This is a genomic window from Candidatus Electronema sp. TJ, from assembly GCF_048287355.1.
Classification (GTDB): domain Bacteria; phylum Desulfobacterota; class Desulfobulbia; order Desulfobulbales; family Desulfobulbaceae; genus Electronema.
On sequence record NZ_JBLWEP010000048.1, the window covers coordinates 1 to 13,886 of the forward strand.

14 protein-coding genes are annotated in these 13,886 nt (G+C 59.7%); 10 read left to right on the forward strand and 4 right to left on the reverse strand.

From position 1 onward, the window contains the following. The 8 genes from ACNKID_RS05360 to nrfD all read left to right on the forward strand — a co-directional run. The coding region (locus ACNKID_RS05360; RefSeq protein ID WP_417912403.1) for a molybdopterin dinucleotide binding domain-containing protein at positions 1-1,268 on the forward strand (1,268 nt) is incomplete at its 5' end. Beyond that, positions 1,241-2,071: a formate dehydrogenase accessory protein FdhE gene (locus ACNKID_RS05365; protein WP_417912404.1), complete on the forward strand. Its 831-nt coding sequence runs from the start codon at positions 1,241-1,243 to the stop codon at positions 2,069-2,071. The genes ACNKID_RS05360 and ACNKID_RS05365, both read left to right, overlap by 28 nt. A 3-nt stretch (positions 2,072-2,074) precedes the next feature. Continuing rightward, a complete protein-coding gene (locus ACNKID_RS05370; RefSeq protein ID WP_417912405.1) occupies positions 2,075-3,232 on the forward strand; it encodes an aminotransferase class V-fold PLP-dependent enzyme in 1,158 nt (385 codons plus the stop codon). 108 nt (positions 3,233-3,340) lie between these two features. Beyond that, on the forward strand, positions 3,341-3,595 hold the full coding sequence (locus tag ACNKID_RS05375; protein ID WP_417912406.1) for a type II toxin-antitoxin system Phd/YefM family antitoxin: 255 nt from the start codon (positions 3,341-3,343) through the stop codon (positions 3,593-3,595). After that, a complete protein-coding gene (locus tag ACNKID_RS05380; RefSeq protein WP_417912407.1) occupies positions 3,592-3,852 on the forward strand; it encodes a Txe/YoeB family addiction module toxin in 261 nt (86 codons plus the stop codon). The genes ACNKID_RS05375 and ACNKID_RS05380 overlap by 4 nt, the downstream gene beginning before the upstream one ends. Next, positions 3,849-5,891: a tetratricopeptide repeat protein gene (locus ACNKID_RS05385; RefSeq protein WP_417912408.1), complete on the forward strand. Its 2,043-nt coding sequence runs from the start codon at positions 3,849-3,851 to the stop codon at positions 5,889-5,891. The genes ACNKID_RS05380 and ACNKID_RS05385 overlap by 4 nt, the downstream gene beginning before the upstream one ends. Before the next feature lie 787 nt (positions 5,892-6,678). Then, the gene (locus ACNKID_RS05390) at positions 6,679-7,455 is read left to right on the forward strand and encodes a 4Fe-4S dicluster domain-containing protein (RefSeq protein WP_417912409.1); all 777 of its coding nucleotides are present in this window, start codon (positions 6,679-6,681) and stop codon (positions 7,453-7,455) included. Then, entirely contained in the window at positions 7,452-8,579 is a 1,128-nt protein-coding gene (gene nrfD, locus ACNKID_RS05395; protein WP_417912410.1) for an NrfD/PsrC family molybdoenzyme membrane anchor subunit, read from the forward strand. Before ACNKID_RS05390 ends, nrfD begins: the two co-directional genes overlap by 4 nt. A 32-nt stretch (positions 8,580-8,611) precedes the next feature. Here nrfD and larC read toward each other — a convergent pair whose 3' ends face one another. Then, the gene (gene larC, locus ACNKID_RS05400; RefSeq protein WP_417912411.1) at positions 8,612-9,787 is read right to left on the reverse strand and encodes a nickel pincer cofactor biosynthesis protein LarC; all 1,176 of its coding nucleotides are present in this window, start codon (positions 9,785-9,787) and stop codon (positions 8,612-8,614) included. Between the two features lie 5 nt (positions 9,788-9,792). Further along, positions 9,793-10,734, reverse strand: coding sequence for a methionyl-tRNA formyltransferase (gene fmt, locus ACNKID_RS05405; RefSeq protein ID WP_417912412.1), 942 nt, complete (start codon positions 10,732-10,734; stop codon positions 9,793-9,795). 213 nt (positions 10,735-10,947) lie between these two features. Here fmt and zwf point away from each other — a divergent pair, with 213 nt between their 5' ends. Further along, on the forward strand, positions 10,948-12,444 hold the full coding sequence (gene zwf / locus ACNKID_RS05410) for a glucose-6-phosphate dehydrogenase (protein WP_417912413.1): 1,497 nt from the start codon (positions 10,948-10,950) through the stop codon (positions 12,442-12,444). 42 nt (positions 12,445-12,486) lie between these two features. Here the strand turns inward: zwf and ACNKID_RS05415 are convergent, their stop codons facing one another. Together ACNKID_RS05415 and ACNKID_RS05420 are read right to left on the reverse strand one after the other, a co-directional pair. After that, a complete protein-coding gene (locus tag ACNKID_RS05415) occupies positions 12,487-13,203 on the reverse strand; it encodes a hypothetical protein (protein ID WP_417912414.1) in 717 nt (238 codons plus the stop codon). A gap of 231 nt (positions 13,204-13,434) precedes the next feature. Next, positions 13,435-13,638 carry a hypothetical protein gene (locus ACNKID_RS05420; RefSeq protein WP_417912415.1) on the reverse strand — a complete coding sequence of 68 codons (204 nt, stop codon included), beginning with the start codon at positions 13,636-13,638 and terminating at the stop codon, positions 13,435-13,437. A gap of 36 nt (positions 13,639-13,674) precedes the next feature. Between ACNKID_RS05420 and ACNKID_RS05425 the strand changes: the two genes are divergently transcribed. Then, positions 13,675-13,886, forward strand: a 212-nt coding sequence (locus ACNKID_RS05425) for a hypothetical protein (RefSeq protein WP_417912416.1), incomplete at its 3' end; no start/stop codon positions are given.

Here is a 13,886-nt window from a genome sequence, read left to right on the forward strand (position 1 = left end):
CGGTCAAGACCGAGGTGATCTTCCTGCCTGCGGCCTCCTTCTTGGAAAAAGAGGGTACTGTCACCAACTCAGGCCGTCTGGTGCAGTGGCGCTACACCGGCATCAAACCGACAGGCGAGTCCAAAAGCGACTTGGAGATCATTGACCTGCTCTTCCGCAAGGTGCGCGAGCTGTATGCGGCCTCTGCCGAGGAGAAAGACCAGATATTCAAACGGGCGGTATGGGATTATCCGAAGGAGAATATGGCCGAGGCCGTGCTGAAGGAGATCAACGGCAGCAATCTCAAGACCGGCGAGCCGCTCAAAGGCATTGCCGAGCTTCAGGCCGACGGCAGCACCTCCGCTGGCTGCTGGGTTTACGCCGGGGTCTTCGGCGGCGGCAAAAATCTTACTAAGCGCAAGGACAACAAGACTGATCCCAGCGGCCTTGGCCTCTATCGCGAATTTGCTTGGAGCTGGCCCGGCAACATGAAGGTACTCTACAATCGCGCCTCCTGCGACGCACAGGGCAAGCCCTTAGACGAAGCGAACAAGCTCATTTGGTGGGATGCTGATCAGGGCAAGTGGGCCGGGCACGACACCCCTGATGTGCCTAAAGCCGACGAAGGCCCGGACAAGCCCAGCGGCCAGAGGCCCTTCCGCATGGCGGCAGAAGGGCTTGGCCGCCTCTTCACCGCCCCGTACAAAGACCCGGACGCAGCCAGCGCAGAAGGGCTGCCTCGCGACAGCTCTTCGGTGGCGGCAGATGGCCCCTTCCCGGAGTTCTACGAGCCGATGGAAAGCCCGACCGGCAACGTCCTTCATCCGAACGTGGCGGTCAATCCCTGCGTCAAGTACCCGCGCATCAAGACCAAACAGCCGGTGGGCGCGGTCAAGGACTATCCCTACGTCCTCTGCACCTCCAGTCTTGCCGAGCACTGGTGCGCAGGCACCTTCACCCGCAACGTGCCGTGGCTGAATGAGATGGTGCCGGAGACCTTTGTCGAAATCCCGGAGAAGCTGGCCAGCAAGCTCGGCATCGCCAGCGGCGACAAAGTGCGGGTCTGGTCAGCACGGGGCGAGCTGACCGTGCCGACTTTGGTCACCAAGCGGATGCAGACCTTGCAGGTCAACGGACAGGAGGTCTTCATTGTCTGGATGCCCTACAACTGGGGCTACAAGGGCCTCAGCACCGCAGCCAGCACCAACCTGATCACCATTGACGCAGGCGATCCCAACACGTGGATACAGGAGACCAAGGCGTGCTTAGTCAATCTGGCCAAGGCATGATGGAACAGTGGACAGAGGCACATCCGCACCTTGCCGAGCTGGTGCGCCTGCATCGGTGTTTGGAAGAGGCATTCGCAGGGGCAGGCCTCTGTGCCTGCCCGTCTGCGGGTAGGGGCGGTTCGCGAACCGCCCCTACAACAGACCTTCCTTTGCTGCTCCATCACCGCCCTGATGCGCCCTTCTTTGCCCAAGCAGGCGAATTGCTGCGGCAGGTTCTAACAGCAATGCCTACTGAAGGTTTGCCAGAACAGTTCTGTCAGCAGTGCAGCCAGCTTCGGGAGCAAGTCCAGCACGAGCCAGCAGCAGCGGCGCGGCTGATTGAATCTCAGCTTGCTGGTGCAGAAGATGCCGGGGACGGCCTAGCCCGCTTCCTCATCTGGAAGCTGCTGGCCAAACTGCTGGCCCCTTGGCGCGAGGGCTTGGAGCAGCGTCTGCCGGAGCTGGCCTGGGAAGAACCCATCTGCCCGCTCTGCGGCGCAGGGCCGAGCATGGCGCAGCTTGTCCGCACCAGCACAGGCCGCAAGCGGCTTTTAGTCTGCGGCTGCTGCGCAACCCGCTGGGAGTACAAGCGCATCGGCTGCCCGCACTGCGGCAATGAGGAGCAGAGCCAGCTTTCCATCATCGAGCCGGAGGACGAGCCGTTCCGCATAGACTGCTGCCAGCAGTGCAAAGGCTACATCAAGACCTATACCGGCAAGGACGACAACGGGCTGATGCTCGCCGACTGGTCATCTCTCCACCTTGATGCGCTGGCCATGCAGCAGGGCTGGCAGCGGCAGGCCGAGTCCCTCTACAGCCTCTGAGTCATGCTGTATTTGGACAACGCCGCGACAACGTGGCCGAAACCGGAGCGAGTGCGGGCTGTTGTTCATGACTGGCTGGAGCACGGCGGCGGCTCGCCGGGGCGGGGCACGCACGCCTTTGCCCGCAAGGCCGGGGATGTTCTCAGCTTGACGCGCCGCAGCCTGGCCCGCTTCTTTAACGCTCCGCACGAGCACCGCATCATCTTCTGCGCCAGCGCGACCGACGGCCTCAATCTCGCCCTGAAAGGCTTCCTCGATCCGGGCGATCACGTCCTTATCTCGGCGATGGAGCACAACTCGGTGCTCCGCCCGCTGCGCGGTTTGCAGCAGGAGCGCGGCATCAGCTTGGACATCGTGCCCTGCGACAGCGCAGGCCGCCTTGACCCGGACGAGGTAGCCCGCCGAATGACCGACCGCACCCGCTTAGTCGTGGTCTCCCATGCCTCGAACGTGACCGGCGCAGTGCAGCCGGTGGCAGAAATTGGCAGGCTGGTGCGGGAGCGCGGGGCATATCTGCTCGTGGATGCGGCGCAGACTGCCGGTCTGCTGCCGATAGACTTCCAAAAAAGCCTCAACGCTGATCTGCTGGTCTTCTCTGGCCACAAGGGGCTGTACGGCCTGCAAGGCACCGGTGCGCTGATCATCGGCGAGCGCATCAAGTCGCTGCGGCCGTGGCGGGAAGGCGGCACCGGCTTCAACTCGCTCTCTGAGGAGCAGCCAGCGGAGTGGCCGGAACGCTTCGAGGCAGGCACGCCCAATGTGCCGGGCATCTTGGCTTTGGGCGAAGGCATTGCCTTTCTCGCGGCAGAGGGCGTGGACAAGGTGCGGGTCAAGGAAGAAGCTCTGCTCGCCGGACTTTGGCGCGGCCTGAGCGAACTCGACGGCCTGACGCTGCACGGCCCGCCGCCGGGCAAAGACCGCATCGCCATTCTCTCGTTCAGCATTCGCGGCTGGGAGCCGGAGGACATCGGCAATATTCTCCATCACAACCACGGCATTCAGGTGCGCACCGGCCTGCATTGCGCTCCGCTCGCCCACCGCACGCTGGGCACCCTGCCGCTGGGCACGGTGCGGCTCAGTCCGGGCTGTTTCACCACGGCGGAAGAGATTCGGCAGGCGGTGACGGCCATCCGCATGATTGCGGAGACGGTGCTGCCATGAGGGGAAGCGGGTGCAAGATTGTCGGCTCTTTGGTATGCTGAGAAGCGGAGCAGACAACATCCGTCAGCCGGGCTGAAGGCAGACGGCACCACACCAAAGGAGGCAACAATGAACGCAGTTCCAGTCATGCAGGCGGCGAGGAATCTGGATGCTCTGATTGAGCAGATCATAGAGGATGCGGAGCCTGCCATCCTGCTGAATGAGAATGGCAGCAAGGCAGTGCTGATGTCGCTGGAGGAATTCAACTCCTGGCAGGAGACGCTGTATCTGCTGTCCAATCCTGCCAATGCCGAGCATCTGCGCCGCTCGCTTCAGGAAGCAAGAGCAGGCAAAGGCACAGAAAGGGAGCTGATTGATCCATGAAGCTGCTGTTCACCGAATCCGCTTGGGCCGATTATCTTTGGTTTCAGGAGAATGACCGGCGGCTCCTGAAGCGGGTCAATGACCTGATCAAGGAAGCGCAACGGACTCCATTCACTGGCATCGGCAAGCCTGAGCCGCTGAAGGCGAACCTGCGGGGCTGCTGGTCACGGCGGATCAACTCGGAGCACCGGCTGGTATATGAACCAGCCGAGGATGTGCTGACCATCATTTCGTGCAGGTTCCATTACGAGAAATGAAGGACTGCACCATCAACCAGCACGTGGACGGCGACGGCAAAACCTTCTCCGGCAGCGGGGATGTGCAGAGCAACAGCTTTGCCAGCCACGGCGGCCCGCAGAACGTCGCCCAAGGCACGAATCCCATCGGCTGCCAGATCAACAACTACAACAGCCAGTCGCCTGCGCCGCCCATCATCCCCCGCCAGATTCCCGCGCCTGAACCCTGCGTTCTCTACCGCGACGAGGAGCTTGTCTGGCTGAACGAGAGGCTGCATCCGGGCAAGGTGGCGGCGGTGTGCGGGCCAGGTGGCATGGGCAAGAGTGCTCTGGCTGCGCAGGCAGTGAGCAAGCTGGAGCCAGCCCGCTTCCCGGACGGCATCATCTTCCACAGCTTCTATCATCAGCCCAAGGTGGAGACCGCCCTGCAAGCCATTTGCCAAGCCTTTCAGGTGGAGGCAAAGGTGGGCCTTGAAAGCACGGTGCGGCAGGTGCTCTCAGGCAGGCAAGCCCTGCTCATTCTCGATGGGACAGAGCAGGCTGACGACCTGCCAGCACTGCTGCGGCTGCGCGGCTTGTGCGGTGTGCTGATCACCAGCAGGAAGCGGACGGACGCGCTGGCTGACCGCCTTGATCTGAAGCCGCTGGACGAGCAGCCCGCAGCCGAGGTCTTCCGCTTGTACAGCGGCGTTGCGGCGGATGATCCCAGCGTGGCGGGCATCTGCACGCTGCTGGGCGGCTGGCCGGTGGCCCTGCGTATTGCGGGCCGCTATATCAGCAGCACGGGCGAGAGCGCGGCGGACTACTTGCAGTGGCTGGAGCAGGAGCCGTTCAAGGAGCTGGCTGGCGGCGAGCATCAGGAGGAGAATGCCGCCTTGCTGCTGCGGCGCAGCGTGGATGCGGTGAGCGATGATGCCCGGCTTGTGCTGGGCGTGGCAGGCTGCTTGGCCTTTGCGCCGCTGGCCCGCGAGCCGCTGGCTGCCATGCTTGAGGACGATGCACGCAGAGCACGCGCTGCCTTGGGCGAGCTGGTCAATTACGGCCTGCTGGAAAGGAAGGCGGAACGCTGGCAGATAAGCCACGCGCTCATTCATGCCTACGCCCGCACCGAGCTGGCCTTGAGCACAGACGCGCTGGAACGGCTGGCAGGCTGGTATATTGCTTTCTGCAAGGCTGCATGTGCAGAACACGCGAAGGGATATGCTCGCCTTGATAGTGAACGGGCGCACTGCCTGCGGCTGATAGAGAGCTGCCTTGCCAGCAAGCTGTGGCAGAAGGTGAAAGGCTTGGCAGGAGCAATCGACATCTACTTAGAGCGGCAAGGCTACTGGACAGAGGAACTGGCTGCCATAGAGATGTGCCTGACTGCCGCCCAGCAAGCAGAAGACCGCAAAGATGAAGGAGTATGCCTGAACAACTTAGGCTACACCTGCGAGAAGCGCGGGGAGTATGACAAGGCTCTTGCCTACTTTAAGCAAAGCCTGCCGATACGCCGCGAAGTGGGTGATAGACAGGGAGAAGCATCAACCTTAGATGGCATCGCTATTATTTATCGAATACAGCGTAAGTATGACTTGGCCTTGCAGCAGTATCAGCAAAGCCTGAGCATAGAGCGAGAGATTGATTATCGAGAGGGGGAAGGTGCGACGCTTATCAATATAGGTTTTCTTTATAATGCCCAAGGCGACAATGAGACTGCCTTGAAGTATTATCACTCGGCTTTGGCTATCACGAAAGAGATGGGTGATAAGTGGAGAGAAGGCATAACCCTGAATAACATTGCCAGGATCTACGATGCACAGGGCAATCCTGCCAAGGCGTTGGAGTATCATGAACAAGACTTGGCGATATGCCAGCAGCTTGGCGACAGGGCCGGAGAAGCGGTAACGTGCGGGAATATTGGAGTCGTTTGCTACAATCTCGGCGACCTTGCCAAGGCCGAGGAACACATCAGCCTTGCCGTGCAGATCGCAGAGCAGATCGCAGAGCAGATCGGCCATCCTTCCTTGCAGCAATGGCGCGAGGGTTTGGCACGGGTGCGGGCAGCACGGCAGGGCTAATGCCTCTGTCATTCCGAGCAGAGCGAGGAATCTCCTGCCAGCAAGCCCTGAGATTTCTCCCTGCGGTCGAAATGACAAGGTGGCGGGGGAGAGTCAGCCCGCTGCTTCCACGAGAGTGAGAGCAGCCGTTGCACGAGAGAAGTATTCATCATCGCACGAGAGATCTACGCACCATTGCACTCCCGTGCAATCCATCGTTGATCGAGAGAAGTATCCACCGTCGCACTCTCGTGCAACCGTTTGTCGCACTGGAGTGCAAGCAGCCCGGCGGGGGCAATATCTCTGTCATTCCGAGCAGAGCGAGGAATCTCCTGCAAGCAAGCTCTGAGATTTCTCCCGGCGGGCGAGATGACAAAGGTTCTGCGGGTGATTCGCATCAACCGCATATTGGCGCAGACAGCCGCGCAGCGAGGGTGCGGCCTCCTGTAGCTCCTCCTGCTGGGGCGCAGAGAGCACGATTATTTCCACCTGCTGTCCCTAGAATTGCTTGGGCAGATGCAGGTGAATCTGCCCGTCTTGCACCTGCTGCACTGTGCGGAGCGCATTCATGCCGGTCTCTCCTCAGAATTGTATTGATCAGGCATCGTTCGGCTCAAGGCTACACCGGCCCGCAGAGGTTGGCAACAGGTTTCTGGCGGTGTAGTGGCGGTTCGCGAACCGCCACTACCGAGACAATCCGCCGCAGCCTCCTGCGGCGAACAAAGATAGTAGAGCGTCGCCCTACGAGACAGCAGGCTGTCTCTGGCCGGGCAAGGCAAATATCCATCCTATATAAGGAGGGCAAGAAATGGCAAAAGCAGTGCTGGTTGACCTCACCCGCTGCATAGGCTGCCGGGGCTGTCAGGTCTCCTGCAAGCAGTGGAACGAAAGGAAGGGGCTGAAGACCTCCTTTCACGGCGACTTCACCAGTCCGGTGAAGCTGAACGCGGACACCTACACCCGCATCCGCTTTGTCGAGGCGGAGAGCAAGAGCAAGCCGGTCTGGAGCTTTGTTAAAGAGCAGTGCTTCCACTGCCAGAACCCGGCCTGCGTGTCGGCCTGCCCGGTCGGGGCCTTGCAGAAAAGCGCGGAAGGCGCAGTGTGCTACGACTTTGACAAGTGCGTGGGCTGCCGCTACTGCATGCTCGCCTGCCCCTTCGGCATCCCCAAGTATGAATGGGACAAGGCGCAGAATCCTTGGGTGCAGAAGTGCGGCTTCTGCGCTGAACGGATTGCTGAGGGCAGTCTGCCTGCCTGCGTCAAGACCTGCCCGACCAGCACCATGCTCTTTGACGAGCGCGACAAGGTGCTTGCCGAGGCGGAACGGCGCATGAAGGCCAGTCCGGGCAAGTATGTCAACCACATCTACGGCAAGGAGGAAGCGGGCGGGACAAGCTGGATGTACATCTCCGCCGTGCCCTTTGAGCAGCTCGGCTTCAGGATGAATGTGCCCTGCGAGGAGCTGCCCAAATACACCTGGGATGTCTTGCAGCATGTGCCGCTCAAGGCGGCGGGCATCGCCGCTGTGCTGGGCGGCATCGCCTATCTGAGAAACCGAGGCGCAAACGAGGAGAAACGCTCATGACCACCTATCAGACCAGCGCGGCCAGGCCGTCTTTCTTTTCACCCGGGGCAGCACTGCTCCTGCTGCTTGTTGTGATCGGCGCAGGCGCGGCAGTGTACCGCATCACAGCCGGGCTGGGCGCGACGACCCATCTCTACGATCAGTTCCCCTGGGGCCACTGGAAGCAGGTCAACGTCCTCTTCGGCGTGGCCCTGTCCGGCTGCGGCTTCACCATGGCCGCAGTGGTGTACATCTTCAACCTCAAGCAGTACAAAAGCCTTGCAAGACCTGCGGTGCTCGCCGCTCTTGTCGGCTACCTCAGCGTCTCGCTCACGCTGATTTTCGACCTCGGTAAGCCTATGGCGTTCTGGCACCCCATAGTGATGTGGCAGCCGCATTCCATGCTCTTTGAGATCATCTGGTGCATGATGCTCTACACCGGCGTGCTGGTCTTGGAGCTGTCGCCAGCCTTCTTGGAGGGCATCGGCATGAACAAGCTGGCCAAGCTCATGCACGCCCTGATGATCCCCTTTGTCATTGCCGCAGTGACGCTGTCCTTCCTCCATCAGTCCTCGCTGGGCGGCATCTTCCTGCTGATGAAGGGCACGCTCAGTCATCTCTGGTGGACAACCATGCTGCCCTACAACTTTTTCCTCTCGGCCATCGTTTCGGCCTTGGCTGTGACCACCATCATCACCTACTACGCCGCCAGCCTGCACAAGCAGGAGGCGGATCCCAAGGTCGTACAGGGACTGGCCAAGGGCACAGCTTATGCCTTGCTGGTCTATGCCCTTGTCCGCTTGGGCGACATGCTACTGAAGGGCAACCTCGGTCTGGCCTTCACTGGCAGCTTCGCCGCCACCTTCTTCCTGCTGGAAGTTGTGTGCGGGGCGCTCCTGCCCATGCTCCTGCTCTTTCTCTTCGGCAAGAGCAGGGCAGGCATCCTGCTTGGCCAGAGCTTGGTCATTGCCGGGATACTGCTCAACCGGCTCAATGTCGCCTTCTTCACCCAAGCCCAAGACGGAGCGATGTACATGCCCTCGCTGACAGAGTTCCTCCTCAGCTTCGGGGTGATTGCCGGGGCGATCCTGCTCTTTAAGGCGGGTGCTGTCTATCTGCCGATCTTCACGCCAGCCAAGAGCTGAGCATCTTGCAAGGGGCGGTTCATGAGCCGCCCCTACTCATGCTGCGTCTGCTCTTCTTTGTCCGCGCTGGCGCAGACCCGCTGCACGGGAACATTGTGCTCCTTCGCCAGCCGGGCGCAATCCTCGTATTCCGGCTTGATCCGGCAGGTTCCGTCCGGCAGCTCGACTTTCTTGCCCCGCACCGTTCCCCACGGCGTGGCCAGCTCGACTGTCGTTCTTGGCAGAGTCAGTCTGCGCTCGTTGTGAAAACGGAGGCCAATGGCTGCGGTCTCGGTCAGCAGGAGTTCCTTCAGCTGGACGGAATGGGCCGGGTCAGCGAGCAGACGGACAAGGAAGCCGGGCCGTCCTTTCTTCATCTGCACCGGCGCAAGCATGACATCCAGTGCGCCCGCAGCCAGCAGCCGGGCCGAGACATGCGGCCAGAACTCCGGGTTCCAATCGTCTAACTGCGTCTCGATGACTTCAATCAGCTGCGCCTCCTCAGCCTCCTGCGGCTGGCCGATGAGCAGGCGGAGCAGGTTGGGCCGACGGTCTCTACGCTCCCGCGTGCCAGCGCCGTAGCCTGTCCGTTCAATGCGCATCGGCGGCAGCGGCCCAAAGGATTCAGCCAGCTCGACCGCCAAGGCTGCGCCGGTGGGCGTGACCAGCTCCTGCGCCAAGTTTTCACCGTACACAGGCACGCCTTTGAGCAGCTCGCAGACAGCGGGCGCAGGCAGCGGCAGCTCGCCGTGCGAACAGCGCACCCAGCCGCGCGGCATAGGCAGGGGCGAGCAGCTGATTCTGCTGAGACCAAGATGATGCAGGCCGATGACCACGCCGACGATGTCAATCATCGCGTCCACCGCGCCGACTTCATGGAAATGCACTTCGTCGGCTGGAACGCCGTGCACATGGGCTTCAGCCTCGGCCAGCCGATGGAATGCAGCCAGAGCGCGGCAGATGATGCTCTCCTCCAGCGCAGACTGTTCGAGCAGGGTTTTGATGTCGTTGAAATGCCGGGGCCGGACGGCTTCATCGGCATGCACTTTGACCATTACGGCCTGCAGCCCGGACTTGACCACAGGTCTGATCTCCAGCCGCCAGCCAGGCAGGCGAAGCTTGTCCAGTTCGCCCCGCAGCGCGGCTTCAGGCAGCCCCGCTGCAAGCAATGCGCCCAGCAGCATGTTGCCGCTGATGCCGGAGAAGCAGTCGAGGTGGCAGGCGCGCATGATCTTCAGGTGAACCTTTCGCCAAGAGGCAGCTTCATGCCGCAGATGCAGGCTTGGATGTCCATCCGCCGCTTGCCTTCAGGCTGGATTTCTTTGATCAGCAGGCAGTCTTTGCCGCAGGCTATGAGGATGCCGCCGCAGTCAGCCCGGCAGATGGTTCCAGGAGCTGTGGCGGCTTCTCCCGGCACCGTCTGCGGCTGGAAGAAACGGAAGCGCCGCCCGCCGAGGAAACCGTAGGCAGAGGGCCACGGATCAAGTCCGCGAATCAGGCAGTGCAGTTCGCTGGCAGGGCGGCTCCAGTCTATATGTCCCTCTTCCTTGCCGAGCATGGGCGCCGCGCTGGCCTGCGCGTGGTCCTGTTTGACCGCCTTCAGTCTGCCCGCCTTGAGCAGCTCAACGGCCTCGATCAAGGCTTCGCTGCCCAGCTTGGCGAGCTTGTCGGCCAGGCTGCCCGCAGTGTCATTGTCTTCGATGCGCAGCTGTGCAGGCAGGAGGATGTCGCCGGTGTCGATGCCCTCGTCCATCTGCATGATCGTCACCCCGGTCGCTTCTTCACCGTTGATCAATGCGCGCTGCACAGGCGCGGCTCCACGGTACTTGGGCAACAGCGATCCATGCACATTGACGGTACCCAGACGAGGCAGGCGGAGCAGGCGGCCAGGGAGTATCTTGCCGTAGGCGACAACTACAGCCAAGTCCGGCTGAAAGGCTTGGACGGTCTCGAAGAACGCGTCAGTGCGGATGGACTCAGGCTGCAAGACAGGGATGCCTGCGCAGGCTGCCAAGCTCTTCACCGGCGGCTGACAGCACTTCTGCCCGCGTCCTTGGGGGCTGTCTGTCCGGCAGACTGCGGCGACCACCTCATCCGGGCCGTCGAGCAGGGCTTGCAGACTGGGCACGGCGAACTGAGGAGTGCCCATGAAAAGGATGCGCAGGGGAGAAGTCATACGTTTTTTGGCCGCTTGAAGGGGTCAGAGCAGGCAGGCTGCGAATGGCTTCACTTTATGCCTGCGCGCGGCGGCTGTCAAGACTTCAGGCAGCTGTTTCGTCGTTTTCCGGTTTACTTCCTCCAGGCGGCATGGTAGTTATCAAGACAGCGTTCTTTTATGAAACAGCCCGCCTCTTTGGCCCATATTCTCCTGCATCAGCGGAAAGCAAGCATGATCTCTGCAAAGCCCCCATGCGGACAAGGCAGCAACGTGGAAACCCAGCCCTGCGATTTCGCCGTGTTCGGCGTGCTGGGCGATCTGTCGCAGCGCAATCTGCTGCCTTCTCTCTATCAGCTGGAAAAGGCGGGCCTGCTCCATGCAGAGACCCGCGTCATCGGTGTTGCCCGGCACGAGCTAAGTCAGGAGGCCTTCCTGGATGAAATCCGCGCCAAGCTCCAGACCTTTGTTCGCGAAGAGCTGCATCAAGAGGTTCTGGAGCGGCTGCTGGCGCGGATGCGCTATGTCCTCATCAACCTTGACGCGCCGGAGGAGTACAGCCGTCTGGCTGCGGCGGTGGATCCGCAGCAGCGGGTTGTCGTCAGCTATTTCTCAGTGGCACCGACGCTCTTCGGGCCGATCTGCGCCGGGCTTCAGCACGCGGGCTTAGTCACTCCAAACAGCAGAGTGGTGCTGGAGAAGCCCATTGGCCGCAACCTAGCTTCATCCATCGAGATCAACGACTTGGTGGCAACGGTTTTCAGCGAGCGGCAGGTGTATCGCATTGATCACTATTTGGGCAAAGAAACAGTGATGAATCTGCTCGCCCTGCGCTTCGCCAACTCCATCTTCACCACCAACTGGGATCACAACACCATCGATCATGTGCAGATCACGGTGGCCGAGGAAGTGGGCATCGGCAGCCGCTGGGGCTATTTTGATCAAGCGGGTCAGCTGCGCGACATGGTGCAGAACCATCTGATGCAAATCCTCACTTTAGTGGCGATGGAGCCGCCGGTCAATCTCCACGACGACAGCCTGCGCAACGAAAAGTTGAAAGTGATGAAGGCCCTGCGCCCGATCACCGCCAAGAACATCGACAAACGGGTTGTGCGCGGCCAGTACGGCCCTGGATTCATCAAGGGAAAGGCTGTTCCAGGCTACTTGGAGGAGCAGGGCGGCCATCCGGCCTCAACTACTGAAACCTTTGTCGCCATACGGGTTGACATAGACAACTGGCGCTGGGCCGGCGTGCCCTTTTATCTCCGCACCGGCAAGGCAATGGCCTGCAAACGCTCGGAGATTGTGATCAACTACAAACCGCTGCCGCACAATATCTTCTTCGGCTCTTACCGCAGCCTGCCAGCCAACAAGCTGATCATCCGTCTCCAGCCGGATGAAGGCGTTGAGATCGAGATGCTCAACAAGGTGCCTGGCCTCAGCGACGGACTGCGCCTCCAGCGCACCATGCTCGACCTCAGCTTCTCCGAAGCCTTTGGCAAAGAGCGCATCGCCGGGGCGTATGAGCGGCTGATCTTGGAAGTCATGCAGGGCAAGCAAGCCTTGTTCATTTGCCGCGAGGAAGTGGAGCGTTCCTGGCAATGGACAGACTCCATACAGGATGCCTGGGCCAAAGCTAACGAGCCGCCCAAGCCCTATCCCGCAGGCAGCTGGGGGCCGGTCGCCTCAGTTGCGCTGCTGGCCAGAGATGAGCGGGAATGGGAGGAATAGCCTGCGCTTGCGCCGCTTATGCTCTCGCCGTGGCAGGATGATTTACGGACGCATATTTTTGATGACCTCTTCAGCCGCCTCGGACATCTTCTTGAGGAGTTTTTGCAGCATCTGAAGCATTGCTGATTTTCTGCTCAGCAAATTTTGCAGATTTGACTGCGCAAGATCGCCTCGTTCGGAAACCGAATGCAGCTCCTCATGCGCAATATGAAGTGTATTGCGTATAGAAGACAGCAGTTCTCTGTCACACCTTTCTGGGCATCTTCTCTGCTCATCAAATTGCGTTTCTTCTAATTCACTGATATAATCTTGCAATATCTCCTTCTCGGAGTTGATGCGTTCTATATCAGCTACAATCGCACGCAGATCGTTGCTGGCAGTCTGTGAAACTTCCGTCAAAACTGTCAAGGCCAAGTCTTCCGCTTCATCTTTGTCAAATTCATTGAAGCCTATCGAGGCGGCAGCGGTTTCTATTGCCAAACTGAAGTGCTGCAAGGCTGCCTTGTCGTTTCCTTGCGTGAAAGCCCGAGCTGCTTTTTTAAGTCGTTGATATTGTTTTGCCGACAAGCCTTCAGGGATTTTGAACGAAGCTATCTTTGCAGCAAGTTCAGCTTCTGAAGGAACAGAAACAGGCCTGTCGACTTCAATGCAAACTGTGCTGCCCTCTTCAATTGGCACTTCCTGTTCTTGGGCATCAGCGATCAAAGGGCATGCAAGATATCCAATCATTGCAAGGCAAGTAATATATTTTGTTTTCATTGAAATTCCCTCAGCGATGGATAGTTGTTAAAAAGTAAGACGGCAGAACAACCATACCATATGATGGCAGCTTGCTTTCTGTCAAGCAAAAAAAGAATGGGCCGGACAGCGTCCTGTTCTTGCAGAAACATGCTGAGAAGCGATACAGCAACGGCCAGCAGCAGCCCGTCTTCCGTTTAAATCACCACGTTTTCAATTTGAATCAAGCCTGATCCGCTTCAATCGCCTCGCTCATTGCCTCTGCAAATCCTCTTTTGAAATAGTTCCGGCGTATTTCAGCAGTGTTCTGCCGTGAACACCGTGTTCGCTGCGCGACATCAAGGCCATAATGTAGCCCAGCACCCTTTCTTGGAGTGAATGCGGCAAATATGCCATCTGCCGTGCCGCCTCCGCAATTATTTGGCTTTGCATCATGCTGTTTTCCTGAAGATTCATCAGCTTAGTTTCTGTTTTCTTTTACACAAGACTGACTTGAAAAACAAGCAAAAACTATCCGCCCCCAACACTGCTGAAAATGGCCGGTTTCACGATTGTGGCGCAGCCAAACAAACCTGCTTTCCTGCAACGAAAGCCGAGAACGGGAAATCGGCGGCCAAAAACGGCCCGTTCACCGCTTGCATCGCCCCAAAGTCAATTGGAATTGCCTTGATTCCAATTGGAATTGCCCTGATTCCAATTGGAAT